Annotated in this window: 17 protein-coding genes; 10 read left to right on the forward strand and 7 right to left on the reverse strand. The window is 71.1% G+C overall.

The genetic code is table 11. The features are described from left to right. Positions 1-35: 35 nt before the first annotated feature. Positions 36-1,541, reverse strand: coding sequence for an ATP-binding protein (locus U5C87_RS07285; protein WP_330475948.1), 1,506 nt, complete (start codon positions 1,539-1,541; stop codon positions 36-38). Between the two features lie 79 nt (positions 1,542-1,620). Between U5C87_RS07285 and dcd the strand changes: the two genes are divergently transcribed. The 7 genes from dcd to rpmG all read left to right on the forward strand — a co-directional run bounded on the left by dcd (position 1,621) and on the right by rpmG (position 6,807). Then, the gene (dcd, locus tag U5C87_RS07290) at positions 1,621-2,199 is read left to right on the forward strand and encodes a dCTP deaminase (protein WP_030200807.1); all 579 of its coding nucleotides are present in this window, start codon (positions 1,621-1,623) and stop codon (positions 2,197-2,199) included. Then, complete coding sequence (locus U5C87_RS07295) at positions 2,196-2,921, forward strand: alpha/beta fold hydrolase (protein ID WP_330475949.1); 726 nt, start codon at positions 2,196-2,198, stop codon at positions 2,919-2,921. Before dcd ends, U5C87_RS07295 begins: the two co-directional genes overlap by 4 nt. 52 nt (positions 2,922-2,973) lie before the next feature. Beyond that, positions 2,974-4,113 carry an ABC transporter ATP-binding protein gene (locus tag U5C87_RS07300; protein WP_330475950.1) on the forward strand — a complete coding sequence of 380 codons (1,140 nt, stop codon included), beginning with the start codon at positions 2,974-2,976 and terminating at the stop codon, positions 4,111-4,113. After that, the gene (locus U5C87_RS07305) at positions 4,110-4,751 is read left to right on the forward strand and encodes an ABC transporter permease (protein ID WP_330475951.1); all 642 of its coding nucleotides are present in this window, start codon (positions 4,110-4,112) and stop codon (positions 4,749-4,751) included. The genes U5C87_RS07300 and U5C87_RS07305 overlap by 4 nt, the downstream gene beginning before the upstream one ends. Further along, the gene (locus U5C87_RS07310; RefSeq protein WP_330475952.1) at positions 4,748-5,605 is read left to right on the forward strand and encodes an ABC transporter permease; all 858 of its coding nucleotides are present in this window, start codon (positions 4,748-4,750) and stop codon (positions 5,603-5,605) included. Before U5C87_RS07305 ends, U5C87_RS07310 begins: the two co-directional genes overlap by 4 nt. Further along, entirely contained in the window at positions 5,602-6,534 is a 933-nt protein-coding gene (locus U5C87_RS07315) for an ABC transporter substrate-binding protein (protein WP_330475953.1), read from the forward strand. Before U5C87_RS07310 ends, U5C87_RS07315 begins: the two co-directional genes overlap by 4 nt. 105 nt (positions 6,535-6,639) lie before the next feature. After that, positions 6,640-6,807, forward strand: coding sequence for a 50S ribosomal protein L33 (gene rpmG, locus U5C87_RS07320; protein WP_030200825.1), 168 nt, complete (start codon positions 6,640-6,642; stop codon positions 6,805-6,807). 159 nt (positions 6,808-6,966) lie between these two features. Here rpmG and pip read toward each other — a convergent pair whose 3' ends face one another. After that, entirely contained in the window at positions 6,967-7,938 is a 972-nt protein-coding gene (gene pip / locus U5C87_RS07325; RefSeq protein WP_330475954.1) for a prolyl aminopeptidase, read from the reverse strand. Between the two features lie 48 nt (positions 7,939-7,986). Then, positions 7,987-8,718 (reverse strand): hypothetical protein, encoded by a 732-nt coding sequence (locus U5C87_RS07330; protein ID WP_330475955.1) that lies wholly within the window; start codon positions 8,716-8,718, stop codon positions 7,987-7,989. Positions 8,719-8,904: 186 nt separating this feature from the next. On the opposite strand from U5C87_RS07330, the gene U5C87_RS07335 reads away from it, so the two are divergent. The 3 genes from U5C87_RS07335 to U5C87_RS07345 all read left to right on the forward strand — a co-directional run bounded on the left by U5C87_RS07335 (position 8,905) and on the right by U5C87_RS07345 (position 12,335). Beyond that, positions 8,905-10,143, forward strand: a complete 1,239-nt coding sequence (locus tag U5C87_RS07335) for a helix-turn-helix domain-containing protein (RefSeq protein WP_330475956.1) — start codon at positions 8,905-8,907, stop codon at positions 10,141-10,143. A gap of 204 nt (positions 10,144-10,347) precedes the next feature. After that, the gene (exaC, locus tag U5C87_RS07340; RefSeq protein WP_330475957.1) at positions 10,348-11,871 is read left to right on the forward strand and encodes an acetaldehyde dehydrogenase ExaC; all 1,524 of its coding nucleotides are present in this window, start codon (positions 10,348-10,350) and stop codon (positions 11,869-11,871) included. 14 nt (positions 11,872-11,885) lie between these two features. Continuing rightward, a complete protein-coding gene (locus tag U5C87_RS07345; protein ID WP_330475958.1) occupies positions 11,886-12,335 on the forward strand; it encodes a DUF779 domain-containing protein in 450 nt (149 codons plus the stop codon). Between the two features lie 83 nt (positions 12,336-12,418). Here U5C87_RS07345 and U5C87_RS07350 read toward each other — a convergent pair whose 3' ends face one another. From U5C87_RS07350 to U5C87_RS07365, 4 genes are all read right to left on the reverse strand, one after another. Further along, entirely contained in the window at positions 12,419-14,488 is a 2,070-nt protein-coding gene (locus tag U5C87_RS07350; protein ID WP_330475959.1) for a hypothetical protein, read from the reverse strand. A 222-nt stretch (positions 14,489-14,710) separates the two neighbouring features. Further along, a complete protein-coding gene (locus U5C87_RS07355; RefSeq protein WP_330475960.1) occupies positions 14,711-15,433 on the reverse strand; it encodes a transporter substrate-binding domain-containing protein in 723 nt (240 codons plus the stop codon). A gap of 90 nt (positions 15,434-15,523) precedes the next feature. Beyond that, entirely contained in the window at positions 15,524-17,437 is a 1,914-nt protein-coding gene (locus U5C87_RS07360) for a glycosyl hydrolase family 28-related protein (protein WP_330475961.1), read from the reverse strand. A gap of 157 nt (positions 17,438-17,594) precedes the next feature. Further along, on the reverse strand, positions 17,595-19,943 hold the full coding sequence (locus U5C87_RS07365; protein ID WP_330475962.1) for a (Fe-S)-binding protein: 2,349 nt from the start codon (positions 19,941-19,943) through the stop codon (positions 17,595-17,597). Positions 19,944-20,026 lie beyond the last annotated feature (83 nt).

Below are 20,026 nucleotides of genomic sequence, written 5' to 3' on the forward strand. Positions count from 1 at the left end.
ACCGAGGGCGTATGCCGTGTGCCAGGGTCGCGCGCTCAGCCCGGCTCGGTCATCCCGCCGTCCGTGGACGGACCGAAGACCGCGACGGAGCGAGCGGGCCGCGGGACCCGGCCGGACGGCATACCGAGTCGGGCGCCGTAGAGGACGTCGTCGTCGCGCGAGCCCACCCCGAGGAGGCTGCGGGTGAGTCGCTGAGCGTCGGACATCAGCTCGTCGAGGGCGAGCCCGAGGTGGTCGTCCGACGGTGGCTCGTCGACGAGGGCCGCGGTCAGGACCGCCCGCCGCACCAGCTCCTTGGCGAACGACGCGGTGGTGCCCTCGGCCCGCGCCGCCGCGGCCGAGATGGCCTCCGCGCCGAAGAGGTGACCGCCGTAGAGGCGGAGCAGCTCTCGACGTCCTTCGGCGTCGGGCAGCGGGATCTCGGCGGCGAGGTCGACCCGGCCCGGACGCTGGGACAGCGCGACCTCGAGGTCCTCGACCCGGTTCGTCGTGAGGATGAAGGCGACGTCGGCGTCGGAGTCGAGGCCGTCGAGCGCGTCGAGCACCTCGAAGAGCAGCGGCGACGCGCCCATCGGCGCGAACGAGCGGTCCTCGGCGACGAGGTCGCAGTCCTCGAGGACGACGATGGCCGGCTGGTGCGCCCGCGCCACCTTGGCGGCGTCGTGGATGAACCGGAGCGACCCACCGCTCAGCAGGACCGCCGTCGTGCCCGGTGTCGCCGAGAGCAGGTGGCGCACCGTGTGGGTCTTGCCCGTGCCGGGAGGGCCGTAGAGCAGGACGCCCCGCTTGAGGTGCTGGCCGTGGGCGACGAGGCGCTCGCGCTGCTCGCCCATCCCGATGACGTGGTGGGCGACCCGGTCGAGCACGCCGTCGGGCAGCACGACCGCAGCCGCGTCGACCGTCGGCCGCTCGATGAAGGTCACCCCGGCGAGGCCCGGCCCGTACGGGTCCGAGCCGAACGTCACGACCTGCCCGCGGATGACGCTTCGCTCGTCCATGAGCTGCTGCACACGGGCCATGAGGGCGTCCGAGAGGTGGCGGTCGCGGGCCACGACCTCGATGCTGCCGACCTCGCGGCCGAACTGCCGGTTCATGCCCTGCTGGCGCACCGCGACCGGCTGGCCGTCGAAGGAGAAGAGCCGAATTCCGGACGTGACGACCTGGCGCTGGTCGTCCTTGCCCGGACCGGTCGGCATGCGGTCGTAGTCGACCTGGCCGACCGACATGCCCTGCCCGCCCATGCCCTGCACGAGGTCGCCGAGCGACATGTGGTGGCGGGCGTCGCCGGCGATCCCGATGACCGTCGCGTCCGGGTCCGCGGCCATGACCTCCGAGAGCGCGATGTCGGCGTCGACGAGCCGGTGCGGCGGCACCTGCGCCGCGACGACGGCGAGCAGGTGCGGCGGGGTCCCGAGGTGCTCGTGGAGGGCGTCCGAGAGGCGCCGACCGCGGTCGCCGCCCGGCAGCTCCTCGAGGATCCGTCGCAGCACGGTGTGGAAGTCGCGGAGCAGGGCGTCGTCGTCGCGGGTCGCGGGGTCCATGACGTGACGATAGGCCGCCACGACGTCCGCAGGGCAGGAGTCGCGGGGCGAATTCGGTGCGGCGTTATAGCCTCGTCCCGTGCTGCTCTCCGACAAGGACATCCGGGCCGAGATCGCCTCCGAGAGGGTCGTGCTCGACCCGTGGGACCCGCAGATGGTCCAGCCGTCGAGCGTCGACGTGCGCCTGGACAAGTTCTTCCGGCTCTTCGACAACCACAAGTACCCCTACATCGACCCCGCCGCGGAGCAGCCCGACCTGACGCGCCTCGTCGAGGTCACGCCCGAGGAGGACGGCTTCGTGCTGCACCCGGGTGAGTTCGTCCTCGGGTCGACGCTCGAGACGGTGACGCTGCCCGACGACCTCGCCGCCCGCGTCGAGGGCAAGAGCTCGCTCGGCCGCCTCGGGCTGCTGACCCACGCGACGGCCGGCTTCGTCGACCCGGGTTTCTCGGGTCACGTGACGCTCGAGCTGTCCAACGTCGCGACCCTCCCGATCATGCTCTACCCGGGCATGAAGATCGGCCAGCTCTGCTTCTTCCGTCTCAGCTCGCCCGCCGAGAACCCTTACGGCTCAGGCGTGTACGGCTCCCACTACCAGGGCCAGCGCGGTCCCACGGCGAGCCGGTCGTTCGCCAACTTCCACCGCACCCAGGTGTGAGCGCCACGGACGACCGATCCGGGCTGCCGCTGGCGTCCCTCGTCTGGGACGCTCGGCCCGCCGGGGCGACCGCCGTCGCGCTCGTCATGCACGGCGGCGCCGTGGAGGGTCACGAGCCCAACCGTCCGTGGTCGCACAACGTCGCCCGGCTCGTGCCGTTCGCCCGCGCGCTGAGGCGCGTGCCCGGGCCGCTCGCGGTGGCGCGGCTGCGCTTCCGCGTCCGTGGCTGGAACGGCGACGCGATGCCCGTTGAAGACGCGAGGTGGGCCTTGGAGCAGGTGCGGGCGGCCTACCCCGGAGTCCCCATCGCGCTCGTCGGCCACTCGATGGGCGGACGCGTGGCGCTGCACGTCGGTGACGACCCCGACGTGCGCCTCGTCGTCGGGCTCGCGCCGTGGGTGGAGCCCGGGGACCCGCAGCCGGGGGAGGGCACCCGCACCGTCCTGCTCCACGGCGACCGCGACGTCATCTGCTCCCTCGCGCGCACGCGCACGGCGGTCGAGCAGATGCAGGTGCGCGGGCTCGACGCCTCGCTCGTCCGTGTCGCGCGCGCCGACCACGCCATGCTCGTGCGCGCCCGCCTGTGGACGGCGCTCGTGACGGAGGTCGTCGAGGCGACCTTCGCGCGTGAGCTCGGCAGCTCGCGTGAACCTCGCTCGGGCCCGATCGGGGCCGTCGTGGCCCGCGTCGTGCACGACGGGGGGGTCATCATCGACATCTGACCGTGATTCGACGTCCGCGGCGCGGTCGGTGCAGGCGGGTACGTTGAGGAGCATGATCCGCTTCGAGGGCGTGACCAAGCGATACGCCGATGCGTCCGGCACCGACGAGGAGCAGGGGTCGGTGGCCGTCGACGACCTCACCCTCGAGGCTCCGACCGGCAAGATCACCGTCCTCGTGGGGCCCTCGGGCTGCGGCAAGACGACGACGCTGCGCATGGTCAACCGCATGATCACCCCGACGTCCGGCACGATCTCGATCGACGGCCGGGACACCGCCTCGCTCGACGTCGCCGAGCTGCGCCGCGGCATCGGCTACGTCATCCAGCACGCCGGCCTCTTCCCGCACCGCACGGTCCTCGACAACGTCACGACCGTCCCGCGTCTGCTCGGCACCGACAAGAAGACGGCGCGCACCCGCGCCATGGAGCTCATCGAGCGCGTCGGCCTCGACCCCGCGATGGCCAGGCGCTACCCGGCGCAGCTGTCCGGTGGGCAGCAGCAGCGCGTCGGGGTCGCCCGGGCGCTCGCCGCCGACCCGCCCGTCATGCTCATGGACGAGCCCTTCTCGGCGGTCGACCCCGTCGTGCGCGAGCAGCTCCAGAACGAGTTCCTGCGCCTGCAGTCCGAGCTCGGCAAGACGATCCTCTTCGTCACCCACGACATCGACGAGGCCGTCAAGCTCGGTGACCAGGTCGCCGTGCTGCGCGTGGGCGGCGTTCTCGCACAGCTGGACTCGCCCGCCAAGCTCCTCGCCGACCCCGTTGACGACTTCGTCGCCGAGTTCGTCGGGCGCGACCGCGGCTACCGCGCGCTGTCCTTCGCCGCCGCGCCTGAGCTCTCGCTCGCCGACGAGCCCACGGTGCGCCTGGGAGCCGGCGCCGCCGAGGTGCGCGCCGTCGGCACCCCGTGGGTGCTGTGCGTCGGTGACGCAGGGGAGCCGCTCGGCTGGGTGCGCGCCGCGGCCGTCGAGTCCGAGGTGACCCGCACCCTGCTGCACCGGGGCGGCACCGTCGCCTCGACCAGCGGCTCGCTGCGCGCGCTGCTCGACGCCGCCCTGTCCTCCCCGAGCGGACGCGGCGTCGTGGCCGACGACGACGGCCGGCTCGTCGGCACCATCCGGGCCGCCGAGGTGATCCCCGCGATCGAGGCCCGCCGCGACGCGGCCCCCGCCGAGGGGGCGACCGCCCGGTGACCTGGGCCCTCGACCACCTCGGTGACATCGTGTCGCGCGCCGGGCAGCACGCCTGGCTGGCCGGGCTGCCGCTCGTCCTCGGGCTCGTCATCGCCGTGCCTCTGGGCTGGCTGGCCGCCCGGCAGCCGAGACTGCGGGCGGTGCTGCTGACGACGACCGGCCTGCTCTACACGATCCCCTCGCTCGCCCTCTTCATCCTGCTGCCCCCGCTGCTGGGCACAAAGATCCTCGACCCCGTCAACGTCATCGTCGCGATGACCGTCTACACCGTGGCCCTGCTGACCCGCACGGTCGCCGACGGCCTGTCGTCGGTCGACCCCTCGACCCGGCAGGCGGCGATCGCCATGGGCTACGGCCCGTTCGCGCGGTTCCGCGCCGTCGACCTCCCGCTCGCCGTGCCGGTCATCGCCGCCGGTCTGCGGGTGGCGGCGGTCAGCAACGTCAGCATCGTCAGCGTCGCCTCGCTCATCGGCGTCTCGCAGCTCGGCTACTTCCTCACCGACGGCTACGCGCGCACCTTCCCGACCGAGGTGTGGGTCGGGATCATCGCGTGCCTCGTGCTGGCCCTGATCTTCGACCTCGTCATCCAGGTCGCCTCCCGGCTGCTGACCCCGTGGACCCGGGCGGTGGCGGCATGACCTTCTCGCAGGTCTGGGCCTGGTTCACCGACCCCGCCAACTGGCAGGGCTCCGACGGCGTGCCGAGCCGCGTGCTCGAGCACCTGCTCTACACCGGCCTGACGCTGCTCATCGCGCTCGTCATCGCCGTGCCGCTCGGGGCGTGGGTCGGCCACTCCGGCCGGATGCGCTGGCTCGTCACCGGGGCCAACGCCGCCCGCGCCGTGCCGACCCTCGGACTGCTCTTCGCGGTGTCGATGTTCGTCGGGCCGCTCATCAAGAGCGACCTCGCCTTCGTCATCCCGAGCATCGCCGTCCTCGTGCTGCTCGCGATCCCACCGCTCCTGTCGGGCACGTATGCCGGCATCGACAGCGTCGAGCCGGCTGCCCGCGACGCGGCGCGCGGAATGGGCATGACCGGCTGGCAGGTGCTGGCCAAGGTCGAGGCGCCGTGCGCGCTGCCGCTCTTCCTCAGCGGCCTGCGCAGCGCGACGCTCCAGGTCATCGCCACGGCCACGATCGCGGCCTCCGTCAGCCTCGGGGGTCTCGGCCGCTACCTCATCGACGGGCTCGCCTCGCGCGACTACGTCCAGATGATCTGCGGCTCCATCCTCGTCGCGGTCCTTGCGCTCGTCGCCGACGGTGTCCTGGCCCTGCTCGAGAAGAGAGCCGTCTCACCGGGAATCAGCGGACGGGCCACGCGTGTTGCCCGTTCACGCGCACGACACCACGATGCCCCATCCGACCCAGACTCCGCCGGTGCAGACCGCCCGGAGACCGACCCGCGGCAGGCCGCACTCGTCGGTCCCGGAAGCACCGGCCCCGCGGAGGCGACCGCCGCCACGGGCACCCCATCCGAAAGGGACCGAACATGACACGCACGCGCTTCCTCGCCGCGGGCCTGCTGCTCGCCGCCGTCGTGCCTCTGGCCGCGTGCGGTGGCGGCGGCGACCCGCTCGCCCCCGCCTCGAGCCCGGCAGCGGGTTCGACCGGTGGCTCCACCGCGGCCGCCGGCTCGGTCAAGATCGGCTCCGCCGACTTCCCCGAGGCCGCCCTGCTCGGCGAGATCTACGCCCAGGCCCTCGAGGCCAAGGGCACCAAGGTCACCCGCCAGTTCAACATCGGCAGCCGCGAGACCTACCTCAAGGCCATCACGGGCGGTGAGGTCGACGTGCTCGCCGAGTACACGGGCTCGCTGCTCAACTTCTACGACAAGAACGCCAAGGTCGTGCAGCCCGACGAGGTCTACGCCGCCCTGCAGAAGGCCGTCCCCCAGGGCCTCACGGTGCTCGACAAGTCGGCCGCCGAGGACAAGAACTCCCTCGCGGTGACCAAGGAGACCGCAAACGAGTGGTCGCTCAAGGCCATCCCCGACCTCGCGGCGCACCAGGCCGACCTGACCATCGGCGCCCCGCCCGAGTTCAAGACCCGCCAGCAGGGCCTCCTCGGGCTCAAGTCGGTCTACAACATCACGCCCAAGGAGTTCCGCCCGCTCCAGAGCCAGGCGACCGTCGAGGCGCTGAAGAACGGCCAGGTCAAGGCCGCCAACATCTTCAGCACCGACCCCTCGATCGCGGCCAACGGCTTCGTCGTGCTCGAGGACCCGCAGAGCCTCTTCGGCTCCGACAACGTCGTGCCGCTCGTGCGCTCCGACAAGGCCGACAGCGTCAAGGACGTGCTCAACGCGGTCTCGGCCAAGCTCGACACGTCCGCTCTGGCCGACATGGTCAAGCAGGTCGTCGTCGACAAGAAGGACGCCAGCGCGGTCGCCAAGACCTGGCTGGCCAGCGCCGGCCTCGCCTGAGGTGACGTGCGGCGCAGGTCGGCCGGGAATGCCTGAGTGTCGATAATGGTTCTCATTACTGTCGCGGCTGTCCGTGACCCGAGACCCAGACCGAAGGAGCACCCCATGGCCAAGCGCACCGACCTGCGCCCCGTAGTCACCCTGCGTTCGACTGCCGGCACCGGCTTCAGCTACGTGACGACCAAGAACCGCCGCACCCAGCCCGACCGGATGGTGCTGCGCAAGTTCGACCCGATCGCCCGCGAGCACGTCGACTTCCGCGAGACCCGCTGACGTCGTCGCAGCTGCTGCGGTGAACCTTCCAGTGGCCACGTCCGATCGCAGACGTGGCCACTGGCGTATGCCGTGTGCCGCGGTCCCACGGTCCGTGCGCCCGGTCAGCCCGGCGCGGTTTCGGGCCGCCCGGTCGGCCCGCCCGGTCAGCCCGCCCGGTCAGCCCGCCCGGTCGGCTCGGCGGTCCGGCCCGGCGAAACGGTCGAGGGCTTCGGCTATGAGGCGCTCGCCCTCGATGCCGGGCCCGTGCAGGTCGTCCTCGACGACGTGCAGCTCGGCGAGCGGCAGGCCCTGCGCCAGCTCGTGGGCGACCCTCAGCGGGGAGGCGATGTCGAGCCGGCCGCGCACGAGCACGGCCGGGATCTCCGCGATCCGGTCGAGATGGCCCGTGATGGCGTCGCCGGCCAGAAAGGCGTGGTGCCCGAAGTAGTGCGTCACCAGCCTCGCGAACCCGAGCCGGAAGCGCGGGTCGGCGTAGCGCGGGCTCGGGCGCACCGCCCCGGCCAGCGTCGCGAGGCGGTCCTCCCAGGCGCACCAAGCGCGTGCCGCAGCGTCGGCCACGACCGGGTCGTCGTCCAGGAGCAGCCGGTTGACGGCCAGCGGCACGTTGCCCCGGTCCGCGCCGGCAGGTAGGGACGCGAGCAGCGCGTCGAACTCGGCGGGGTAGACCTGGCCCATCGTGTGGGTCAGCCAGTCGACCTCGTGGCGACGGGTCGTGACCACGGCCCAGAGCACGAGCGCGCGGACCCGCTCGGGGTGCTGGACGGCATACGCCAGCGAGAGGGTCGAGCCCCAGGACCCGCCGAAAAGCACCCACGCGTCGATGCCGAGCTGCTCACGGAGCTGCTCGAAGTCGGCGACGAGGTGGGCTGTCGTGTTGTGCCGCAGTGCCTCCGGGGTGTCGCCGGCGTGCGGGCGGCTGCGCCCGGCGCCGCGCTGGTCGACGAGCACGACGCGGTAGCGCTGCGGGTCGCAGAACGTCGTCCACCACGGCGAGGCGCCCGAGCCCGGACCGCCGTGAACCACGAGAAGAGGCGTGCCGTCCGGGCGCCCCGACCGCTCCCAGTGGACCTCGTGCCCGTCCCCGGTGACGAGGGTGCCGGTCTCGAACGGCTCGTGGGCGGCATGCATCGGATCAGGATGCCACCGCGTGGCGCAGTGGGGCGGGTGAGCGGAGGCTCAGCGGGCGACGGTGCGGGCCTGCCGGTCGGTGCTCGGGTCGGCAGCGCGGGTGGCCGACGTCGGCTCGGGGGACACCCAGGCGACCGGGGTCGGAGCGAGCGGCGCGAAGGCCGCGACGACGTCGATGCCGTCACGCAGGAGCGTCACGAGTCGGTCCTCGGGGTCGTCGACGCAGGCCCGGGCGATGCCGTCGACCGCGAGAGCGACGACCTTGGCCGCCATCGGCGGTCGCACGGCTGCAGCGTTGAATCCCATGCGGGCCAAGTGGATCCGGGCCCACCGCTCGGCCGCCGGTGAGGACGTGAGCGCCTTGCGAGAGGCCTCGGACAGCTGACCGGGGGAGCGGCCGTCCTGCTCGGCGAGGACGCCCTCGGCGTTGAGGATCGCGAGAGCCATGACGTTCTGGCGCTCCTCGGCCGAGATGGGCAGGGCCGCGCGGGCGGCGGTCAGCACGAGCGCCGTGGCGACGCGCGGGTCGTCCGGGTTGAGCCCGACCACCTCGGGGATCATCGTCACGAGCCGCTGGCGGTGCGTCTCGTCGAGCATGTCGTTGACGCAGCGGGCCAGGGTGGCCAGGACGGGGTGCGTGCACGACGGGTGGTCGCTCCAGCGTTCACCGGCCAGGAACGAGGCCATCTCCATGAAGCAGGCGCCCTTGCGGGGGCTGCGGTGGCGACCGCGTGACAGCACCGGCACGCCGTCGGGCACGAAGGGGGCTCGTCGTGACATCGTCGCTCCTCGGACTTTCCCAAAAAGGCTCCTGGCGGGTTCCTTCATGGTGCGCCTCAATCCGCCGGTTGACCACCCCTTCTGTCCAACCCGGTCCTACCCCTCTGGCCAGCCCGCCCCCCGTGCGTCCTGTGGGATAGGTCGTACTCCTGTCGCCGGGCGCCGGAGTGTGTGCACAATCGGCGCATGCCCGTCGACGCGCACCCCGAGTCCGAGAGCAGCGGGGTCCGCGCCCATGTCGCCGACTCGTGGCTGCGCTCGGCGGCCGCCGGCGTGCACGTCGACACGGTCGACGCCCCGATCACCCTGCCCGCCGACGCCCTGCGCGACCACCGTGAGGCGCACCCGCTGGCGCGGGTGTTTCCGCTGCTCGACGACGTGCTCGGCCAGGCCGCGCGCGACTGTGACGCCGTCATGGCCGTCTCGGACGCGTCGGGCCAGCTGCTCTGGGTGTGCGGCACCCCGAGCGTGCTCCGGCGCGCCGAGTCGATCGGCTTCGTCGAGGGCAGCAACTGGGACGAGCGGCTCGCCGGCACCAACGCGCCCGGGATGGCGCTGCGGCTCGACCAGTCCGTCAACGTCGTCGGGGCCGAGCACTTCCGGCGCTCGGTGCAGCGGTGGAGCTGTGCCGCGACGACGATCCACGACCCGTCCGACCAGAGCGTGCTCGGCGTTCTCGACATCACCGGCGGCGACGACATCGTCGTGCCGCAGACGATGGCGATGGTCCGGGCCGCCGCCCGCATGGCCGAGTCCGAGCTCGCCCGCGAGCTGCTCGTGCACGGCCGGGCGGCCGCGCCCTCGCCCACCTCGGCGCGCGGTCTCTCGGTGCTCATGGAGTCCCTCGGCCGCAACGACACCCTGCTGACCGTCGACGACGGCCGCGGACGCCGCCAGACGGTGCGGCTCAGCCCGCGGCACAGCGAGATCCTGCTCCTGCTCGCGTCGGCCCCTCGGGGCCTGTCCGGGGACGAGCTCGCCGTCCTGCTCTACGAGGAGGACAGCAGCGCCTCGACGCTCCGGGTCGAGATGGGGCGGCTGCGCAGTCTGCTCGGCGAGGACCTGCTCGCCTCAAGGCCCTACCGGCTCGTCGCCGAGCTCTCCGGTGACTGGCTCGGCGTCGAGGCGCACCTGGCCGCAGGTGACGTCGCGAGCGCGATGCGCGCCTATCGCGGCCCGCTGCTGCCGCGGTCGGTGGCGCCCGGGGTGGTGCGGCTGCGTGAGAGCGTCGAGGGCGACCTGCGTCGCGCCGTGCTCGGCAGCGGCCGCGCCGACCTGATGTCGGCGTGGACGAGGTCGGCCTCCGGGGCCGACGACTACGAGATGTGGCAGGCCCAGGCGCGGGTGCTCGGTCCCGGCTCACCGCTCATGCCGCTCGTCCAGAACCAGATCCACCGCCTCGACCGAGAGCTCGGCCCACCCTGACCCGGAGACGCTGGCCACTCGACGGTTTCAACCGTCGAGAGGCCAAAGTTCGTGGGTGTGCGCACGTCGAGAGGCCACAAACCGGGCGTATGCCGTGACGCCAGCACGCGGCATACGCGACGCAACGTGGTTGCAACGTTGCGCTGCCTACGGTCTCGCCAACCCCTTCGAGGGGAGACCACCAAGGATGTTGGGAGATCAACCATGACCGTCTACGCACCGCCCGGGCAGCCGGACTCGCTCGTGACCGTCCTCGACCGCTACGGCCACTTCATCGGCGGCAACTGGGTCGACCCGAAGAAGGGCCTGTGGTTCGAGAACGTCTCGCCGGTCAACGGCAAGCCGTTCTGCGAGGTCGCCCGCGGCACCGAGGAGGACATCGAGGCGGCTCTCGACGCAGCCCACGCCGCCGCCCCTGCGTGGGGTCGCACGAGCCTCGGCGAGCGCTCGCTCATCCTCAACCGCATCGCCGACCGCATCGAGGCGAACCTCGAGGCGCTCGCCGTCGCCGAGACCTGGGAGAACGGCAAGGCCGTCCGCGAGACCCTCGCCGCCGACCTGCCGCTCGCTGTCGATCACTTCCGCTACTTCGCGGGCGTCCTTCGGGGACAAGAGGGTTCGAGCAGCGAGATCGACGAGAACACCGTCGCCTACCACTTCCACGAGCCACTCGGCGTCGTCGGCCAGATCATCCCGTGGAACTTCCCGATCCTCATGGCCGTGTGGAAGCTCGCCCCGGCCCTCGCCGCCGGCAACTGCGTCGTGCTCAAGCCGGCCGAGCAGACGCCGTGGTCGATCCTCAAGGTCGTCGAGCTCGTCGGTGACCTGCTGCCGCCCGGCGTGCTCAACGTCGTGAACGGCTTCGGCGTCGAGGCAGGCAAGCCCTTGGCCTCCTCGCCCCGCATCGCGAAGATCGCCTTCACCGGCGAGACGACGACCGGGCGGCTCATCATGCAGTACGCCTCGCAGAACATCATCCCGGTGACCCTCGAGCTTGGCGGCAAGAGCCCGAACGTCTTCTTCGAGGACGTCGCGCAGGAGCGAGATGCCTTCTACGACAAGGCTCTCGAGGGCTTCACGATGTTCGCCCTCAACCAGGGCGAGGTCTGCACCTGCCCCTCGCGCGCGCTCGTCCAGAGCTCGATCTACGCCGACTTCGTGCCCGACGCCGTGGCCCGCGTCGAGAAGATCAAGCAGGGCAACCCGCTCGACACCGAGACGACGATGGGTGCCCAGGCGAGCAACGACCAGCTCGAGAAGATCCTGTCCTACCTCGACATCGGCCGTCAGGAGGGCGCCAAGGTCCTCACCGGCGGTGACCGCAACGTGCTCGACGGCGACCTCGCCGAGGGCTACTACGTCGCGCCGACGATCTTCGAGGGCGACAACTCGATGCGGATCTTCCAGGAGGAGATCTTCGGCCCGGTGGTCTCGCTGACGAGCTTCGACGACGAGGCCGCCGCCCTCTCGATCGCCAACGACACGCTCTACGGCCTCGGCGCCGGCGTGTGGACGCGCGACGGCTCCCGCGCCTACCGGATGGGCCGTGGCATCAAGGCCGGTCGCGTGTGGACCAACTGCTACCACCAGTACCCCGCGCACGCGGCCTTCGGTGGCTACAAGCAGTCGGGCATCGGCCGCGAGAACCACAAGATGATGCTCGACCACTACCAGCAGACGAAGAACCTCCTCGTCTCCTACTCGCCCGACGCGCTCGGGTTCTTCTGATCGGGCGGGTCCCCGTGACCAGACCCCCAGAGACGGTCGCACCCGGTGAGCCATCGGCTTCCCCCAGCCGGGTCGACCTCACCGGTGAGGCGGCGGACCTGCTCCGCCGTCTCACCGGGATCCACGGACCGCTGATGTTCCACCAGTCGGGTGGCTGCTGCGACGGCAGCTCTCCCATGTGCTTCCCGGCGGGTGACTTCATCACGAGCGAGGCCGACGTGCACCTGGCCGACCTCCTCGTCGATCAGGTCGAGGCGCCGATCGGCTTCTGGATGTCGGTGTCGCAGTACGAGTACTGGAAGCACACCCACCTCACCGTCGACGTCGTGAAGGGCCGCGGCAGCGGCTTCTCCGTCGAGGCGCCCGAGGGGGTGCGCTTCCTCATCCGCTCGCGGCTGTTCAGCGACGAGGAGAGCGCCGCGCTCGGGCTCGAGCCGCCGAAGATCGGACGGGTCACGGGCTGAGGACGTGGCGATGCGCCGGCCTCCTCAGGGAGGCCGGCGCATCGTGTCATGCGTGTGAGCTGCTCGAGTGCGGTCTTACGAGGTCACGGCGTGAAGGCGCTGACCCGCGTCGACCAGTTGGCGAGAGCCGTGCGGACGCCGGGCCCGTGGTCGGCTCCGCCACACGTGCCGAGGAGGTTGTCGCCCGTGCCGCCGGTGAAGAACGGTCCACCCCAGGCGGTGTAGTCGCACGCGCTGGCGATGTACTCGCTCGCGACCCAGACGGAGCTGCCGTCGACCGATGCGGCGCCGTAGTCACCCCACCGGGTGCGCGGCGGGTTGCCGACCTGGGCCTTGTAGCTGGTGAAGCCGTCGGCCGTCGCAGCGCCGGCTCCGCCGGTGACGACGTTCCAGGCGCCGACGCCGGTCAGCGCGTCGATGGACGCGTAGGCGGCGCTCGGGTAGGTGGCTTCTCCGGTGGCGGTGAAGGCCATGACGCCGCGGCCGCTCGGCGTGACGCCGATGGCCGGGTAGGTGAAGTCCATGCCGGTCTCACCGAGGTAGCCAGCCAGGGCGACCTTCGGCGACAGGCTCGCGCCTCCGGGCTTGACGACGTACCAGGCGATCCCTGCGCGGTTGCCGCCGCTGACGGTGATCGCGGTGTCGAGCGCGCCCCACAGCTTGCCGTTGGCATACATGACCTGCTGCATGCGGGTGTCGTTCGAGTCGGGCGTCGAGACGACCTCGTTGTGGGCCGGCTGGCCGCCGAACAGCAGGCGCCAGCAGCCGACACCCGCGATGGTCGGCGTCGTCGTGTCGTTGGTGCAGTGGCCCTGCGGAGAGTTGAGGCCAGCGGGCTGGCCCGAGCCGGGCTGGTGCTGCTTCGGCGGCAGCGCGTAGAGCCCGACGTCCACGAGCCTGCTCGACAGGTGCACGGCCGGCGAGGCGGAGTTGAGCGATGCCGTGTTGGTCATCGACCACACGACGATCTTGGACGACGTGTAGTTGCCGCCGGTACCCGCGACGGGATGCGTGGCCTCGTCAGCGGCGTTCGAGCTGAGGAAGTACTCGGTGCCGTTGTTCGCGAGGTTGAACGACCCGGTGCCGGGCGACTGCGCCGGCCACACGGTGAAGCCCGGTTGGGTGGCACCGGCGTCGCTGGGCGCCGCCACCATGCCGGAGGTGTCGATGTGCTGCACGTTGACGTTGCCGGCCCCGGCAGCGAGCTGCGCCTTGGACAGGGCGTAGACCTGCGCCCCGGCGAACCCGCCGCTGTTCCACGGATAGGCGTTCGTCGTCAGGTAGACGCCGTTCGCGTCGGCGCCGATGTGGGGGTAGTCGCCCAGGTAGGGTCCCGGGTTCTGCCCGCCGGTGTTCGTGCCGTCGTTGGTCACGTCGATCTTGTAGATGTTCCAGCGCCCGGTCGGATCGGAGGTCGCGCTCACCGCGAGGTCGAGGTGGTTGACCTCGTTGAGGGCACCTGAGGGACCGCGGTCGAGGGTCAGGACGACGAGGAAGAAGCGCTGCGTTGCCGCGTCGTAGATGCACGTCGGGTCGGTGAGCTCCGGACCGAGCGCGCCGGTCGTCCGGTTGACCGCGGGCGGGTAGCCGAAGACCGAGTTGAGGTCGACCGCGTGGTGGACGTCCCGCGGGAAGCCGCCGACGACGTTGGTCGCGGTGTTGTCCGTCAGCTGGGACGCGCCGCTCGAGTCGTAGACGTTGAAGACGTCGTTGACGGCCTCGACGACGTGGCCGCCGCCGACGCAGAGCGCCTGGTCGGGCGGCTCGATGCTGAACTGGTTGCCCCCGCGCGAGTAGCGCTGCTGGTAGTGGTTCAGACCCTCGAAGCCGGTGACGAACGTCGGGTTGGACTTGCTGCGTGTCGTGCCCCGGACGGTGACGCCGTGACCGGCTGCGTGGCCCTGGGACATCGTGCGGTTGACGACCTGCGTGGGGCCGACCTCCGGGGAGTTCTCGTCCTCGGGGGTCTGGAACTCAGGGTACTGGCCGGTGTCGGGGCTGAAGTCCCCGGTGACCGGGCTGGAGGTGCCGGTGAGCGGCACGGACGGTGACGAGGCGTTCGCCTGGGTGGTCGGCAGCAAGAGGGCTGCGACGACGAGAGCGGGTGCCGCGAGGGCACTGGTGCGCACAAGGCGCGTGCGGCGCAAGGCCATGGAGCATTCCTTTCGAGGTGATGCCAGGCCGGGGCGCGCCACGTGGATCGGCGGTCTCGGTCTGGCGTGCCAGACCGGAGCGGGGCCGACCGACCTTGAGCTATCGGCGGTCACCTGAGAGCCGGGTCGTCCTCACCGGCCACTGTGGCACTGCTGTGACCCCCGTGGGGTCGGAACGCGACGAGACGCGACACGACGAGCACGACGGCGTATGCCGTGTGATCAGCTCGGCGGGGCCACCGCGGCGCCGCGCTGGCCGGATCGCGCCAGCGAGTCGGCGACGAATCCGCTCGCCTTGAGCTCCTCGACGAGGTCGTGCAGGAAGGCCACGGTCTGGGCCGAGCGCGTCCGGGTGGTGCCGACGGCCTGCCGGATCTGCATGAACGGCTCGTCGATCAGGCGCAGGTCCTCGCGACCGGCGACGAAGGCGGTGACGGGCTCACGGATGCCGGCCCCGACCTCGAGGCCCTCGGCGACGAAGACGTCAACACCCTCGTCGCCGCGCACGACCGTCGCGTGCTCGAGCGTCCGTGTCAGGTGCAGGTCGTAGGCGGAGCCGGCCTTGACCCCGACCCGCACCCCGTCGCGGTCGACGTCCGCGGCCGCGCGCACGGGCGACTCGCTGGGCACGACGAAGACGCCCTCGATGACGACGTAGGGCGCGGTGAAGGCCACCTCGCCCGCGCGAGCCGGGTCGACGGCGAGGAAGCACAGGTCGGCGTCACCGGAGGTCATCGCGTCGAAGGACTTGCGGGCGGCGTCGAAGCAGACGAACGACGCGGGCACACCGAGTCGGCGGGCCACCTCGCGGGCGATGTCGACCGTTACGCCTGAGGGCTGCAACGGGCTGCCCTGCGCGAGAACGGGATTGCCGAGGTTGATGCTGGCCCTGAGCGTCCCCGTGGGAGCGAGGTCGCGGGCGATGGCAGTCAGGTCGGCGCTCATCGGCACACCCTACGGTGCCGGGCGGCCAGGTTGCGGGACGAGCCGACCCGGCCCGACGGCATACGACCGTCGGGCCGGGAGGGCAGGTGGTCAGGGGTAGTCGACGACCGTGACCGGCACGTCCGGGTTGGCGATGGTCGACGAGCCGCCGATGCCGTTGACGACGTGGCGGATGCCGCCCTTGCCGTTGGACGGGTCGAGGAAGATCGTCAGCAGGTTGTGCAGCCGCACCCCCGGGGTCGTGGGTACCTCGAACGCGTTGTCGGCGAAGATGTCGATGCCCTGGTTGAAGAAGCTGTAGGACCCCATACCGGTCCCGGTGAAGCTCTTGACGCCCGCACCGACGAGCAGCGCCGGGTAGCCGTCGTGGCCCGGCCGCGACTGCCAGGCTGCCTGGGACGGCGGGTCGTAGGGCAGCTCGTTCTGGAAGAACGTGACCGACCCGTGCTCGCCGTTCCAGATGACCTCGGTCTTCTGGTAGTGCTCGACGAAAAGCCCTGTCGCAGTGACGTGGTCGCCGTTGACGATGAGCCCGGTGTCGGCGGTGTTGCTCGTCCAGCCGACGCCGTTGCCGTGGTCGGCGCGCCAGGCCCAGATGTCGTCGAGGACGACGTGGTCGCTGTTGACCTCGAGGCTGACGGTGGCCTTGCCGACGTACGGTCCGCCGATGCGGAAGAAGACGTCCTGCAGTGCGGTCGGGTCGGCGGCGCTGCTCCACCCGGCCCGGCTCGCGGCCGGCGTCCCGGCGGCACGCTGGGTGCCGATCTGGAGCAGGACCGGCGAGCTGACCGGCCCGGCGTCGAAGGTGATGCCGGCGATGTCGACGCCGGGCACGTCGGCGACGCTCATCGCGACCTGTCCGTTGGTCGGGGTGAGGCTGGCGAGGCCCAGCCCGAGGACGACCGTGTCGGCCCGCTTGACCTTGAGGGTCTGGTCGAGGTGGTAGACGCCGGGGGTGAGCAGCAGGTTGCGGCCGCGGGCGAGCTCGCGGTTGATCGCCTGCGCGGAGTCCGAAGGCCTGGCGACGTAGAAGTCGCCGATGCCGATGGAGCGGCCGGGCGTCGACCCGGACTCCCACGAGACCCCGGTCGTGTCGGTGGCGGCCGACGGGACGAAGACGCGGTAGGCGCCCTTGTCGTCGACGTAGAGGTAGGGCTTCTCGCGGCTCACCGGGGTCTTGGCGACGGTCGTGTAGGGCCCGCCGCACGCTGCCGCGGCCGGGAAGCACTCGGCCGGGGCGCCGTCGACGCCGGAGAAGACCTGGTTCCAGACCCCGTTGCTCCAGCCGTTCAGCGTGCTGTTGCGCACGAAGAACTGCTGCTGCGAGCCGTTGATGACGGTCCCGTCGAACTTCGAGTCGGCGATGAAGCCGCCGCTGGCGAAGGACGGCCCCGTGCAGTAGTCCATGAGCGTCGTCGTGCCCTGGACGTGCACGCGGCGCAGGGGAGCGGCCTGCGAGACGGCCCAGAACTCGTTGGTGTAGCAGCCGGCGCTGGAGTTGTTCACGTTGATCGTCAGGTTGGACATCGAGCGCCAGAAGTTGTTGAGCGCGATGCAGCTGCCGTTCGTGCACTGGTTGTGCACGTAGACCGAGCCGTTGATGACGACGTCGCCCGGGTCCTTCCCGAGTCCGGCGACCTCGGTGTAGTAGCCGACCTGGAAGTTCAGCGGGTCGGCGGCGGACCCGTAGGTGCCGGGCTTGAAGAGGATCGCGTACCGCTCGGGGCCCATCTCGTTGGACACCTGCGAGGCGGCCACGGCGTCCACCTTGGCCTGGATCTCGGCGGTCGACATGGACGGGTCGAGCACGAGGGTGCCCGCTCCGAGGTCCGGTGCGGCAGGGGCCGCAGCCACGGCGGACGAAGGCGCGGGGGCCGCTCCGGCCGCTCCGGCCCCCGTGACGGCGATGGTCGGGACGGCTGCGGTCGTGATGGCCAGGGCCGCGAGGGCCAGTCGGTGGAGCCCGCGGGAGGGCCACCCGCGTCGATCTCGTCGATGAGTCATGCGCTCACGATTCACTGTCGCGGCGGTGAGGGCAAGAGTTTGTGAGAGCGTTCTCACGGCGAGTTTCCGAGGGGTGCGGGGCGCCCGCACGACGACGAAGGCCCCTCCGGATGGAGAGGGCCTTCGACAACCGGAGGACGTATGCCGTCCGGCCGGCTCAGCTGACCGGCGCGGGCTCCGGGTCCGGCTGGGGCTCCGGCGTCGCGGCCTCGGGCTTGTCGTCGCCGTCGTCACCGCGGCGCACGGCGGCGAGCAGCATCTGCGCGACGTCGACCACCTCCACGGCGTCGGTGGCCTTGCCGTCCTGGATGGCGGCGTTGAGGCCGTCGGAGAGCATGACCTTGCAGAAGGGGCAGCCGACGGCGATGCGCTCGGCGCCCGTCGCGAGGGCCTCCTCGGTGCGGTTGGTGTTGATCCGCGTGCCGAGCTTCTCCTCCATCCACATGCGCGCGCCGCCGGCGCCGCAGCAGAACGACTTCTCCTTGCTGCGCTCCATCTCGGCGTACTCCACGCCGGGCAGGATCTGGAGCAGCTCGCGCGGCGGGGCGTAGACCTGGTTGTGCCGGCCGAGGTAGCACGGGTCGTGGTAGGTCACCTTGGCGCCGGTCGAGGCGGCACCGGTCAGGGTGCCGGCCGACGACGCGTCGCCGGGGCGGGCGACCGGGGTCAGGCGCTTCTCGCGGACGAGGCGGTTGAGCAGCTGCGTGTGGTGCAGCACCTCGTACTGGCCGCCGAGCTGCGGGTACTCGTTCTTGATGGTGTTGAAGCAGTGCGCGCAGGTGACGACGATCTTCGTCGCGCCGACCTCGTTGAGGGTCTCGACGTTCTGCTGGGCGAGCATCTGGAAGAGGAACTCGTTGCCGGCGCGGCGGGCCGAGTCGCCGGTGCAGGCCTCGCCGTCACCGAGCACCGCGAAGCTGACGCCCGCGGTGTCGAGCAGCTCGGCGACGGCGCGCGTCGTCTTCTTGGCGCGGTCCTCGTAGGCGCCGGCACAGCCGACCCAGAAGAGGTAGTCGACCTCGTCGAGGCTCTCGACGTCCTGGCCGACCTGCTTGACCTCGAAGGGGAGGTCCTTGGCCCAGTCCATCCGCAGCCGCGGCGCGAGGCCCCACGGGTTGCTGTTCTTCTCGAGGTTCTTGAACAGGCCGTTGAGCTCGGCGGGGAAGGCCGACTCGATGAGGTTCTTGTAGCGGCGCATGTCGACGATGGCGTCGACGTGCTCGATGTCGACGGGGCACTGCTCGACGCACGCACCACAGGTGGTGCACGACCAGAGGACGTCCTCGTCGATGACGGCGTCGGGGCCGTGCGGGTTGTACGCCTGGAGCGGGTGGCGGATGTCGTAGCCGGTCTCGCCGACGAGCTGCTCGGTGGCGACGGCGCCCTTCGTGGCGTCGCTGAAGCCCTCGGCCGAGTCGATACCGCCAGCCCGCACCTCCTCGGAGGCGAGCAGCCACGGCGACTTGGCGTGCGCGTGGTCGCGCAGCGTCATGACGAGCAGCTTGGGGGAGAGCGGCTTGTCGGTGTTCCAGGCGGGGCACTGGCTCTGGCAGCGGCCGCACTCGGTGCACGTGGTGAAGTCGAGCAGGCCCTTCCACGTGAAGTCCTCGACCTTGCCGACTCCGAGCGCGGCGTCCTCGTCGAGCTCGTCGACGTTCTCGAAGTCGAGCGGCTTGCCGTCGACCTTGATCGGCTGGAGCTCGCCGAGGCTCGTGCGGCCGTCGGCGTGGCGCTTGAAGAAGATGTTGAAGAAGGCGAGGAAGCGGTGCCAGGCGACGCCCATCGTCGGCTGCAGCGCGATGGTGATCATCCAGGCGAAGCTGATGAGGATCTTGATCGCGGCGATGATCACGATGAGGTTCTCGATGGCCCCGATGGACAGGCCGGTGAAGAAGTTGCCGATCCAGCCGGTCAACGGGAAGTGCAGGGCGTTGTCCATGCCGGTGCCCTGCTTGCGGGCGAGCGTCCACTCGAGCGCGCGGAGCAGGCCGATGCAGAGCGTCACGCCGAGGATCGTCAGCTCGACGTAGTAGGCCTGCCACCACGTGGAGCCGAAGAAGCGGCTGCGTCGACCGTCCTCGCCGGCGGCCGAGCGCGGGTGGTTCTTCTGCCGGATCGCCATGAGCACGAGGATCGAGATGAACCCGGCGAAGGCGAAGAAGTCGGTGATCCACTCGTAGAGGAAGAAGTGGCCGATGACCGGCAGCACGAACTCCGGCGAGAAGAGCTGCCCGAAGGCGTTGAGGAGCGTGAAGAAGAGGACGCCGAAGCTGACCATCGTGAACCAGTGCGCGATGGCGACGACGGGCAGCCGCGACATGCGGGTGTGGCCGAGGAACTCGCGCAGCAGCATGCGGGTGCGGGCCCCCTTGTCGTCGCCGCGGTCCTCCGGCTGTCCCAGTCGGAACGTCGCGAGGAAGTGGTTGACCGTCTTGACCAGCAGGGCGACGGCGACGGCACTGACACCGAGGCAGACGACGACGGCGACGATCTGGAGCGCACTCATGCCGGGGAGTCTACTGACGAGTTAGCAAGCGCTTAGTGAATGTGACGGCCGTCGCGGCGTGACGCTCGTCCCCTTCGTCCCCC

Source organism: Terrabacter sp. C0L_2 (genome assembly GCF_036352015.1).
GTDB classification, from domain to species: Bacteria; Actinomycetota; Actinomycetes; order Actinomycetales; family Dermatophilaceae; genus Terrabacter; species Terrabacter tumescens.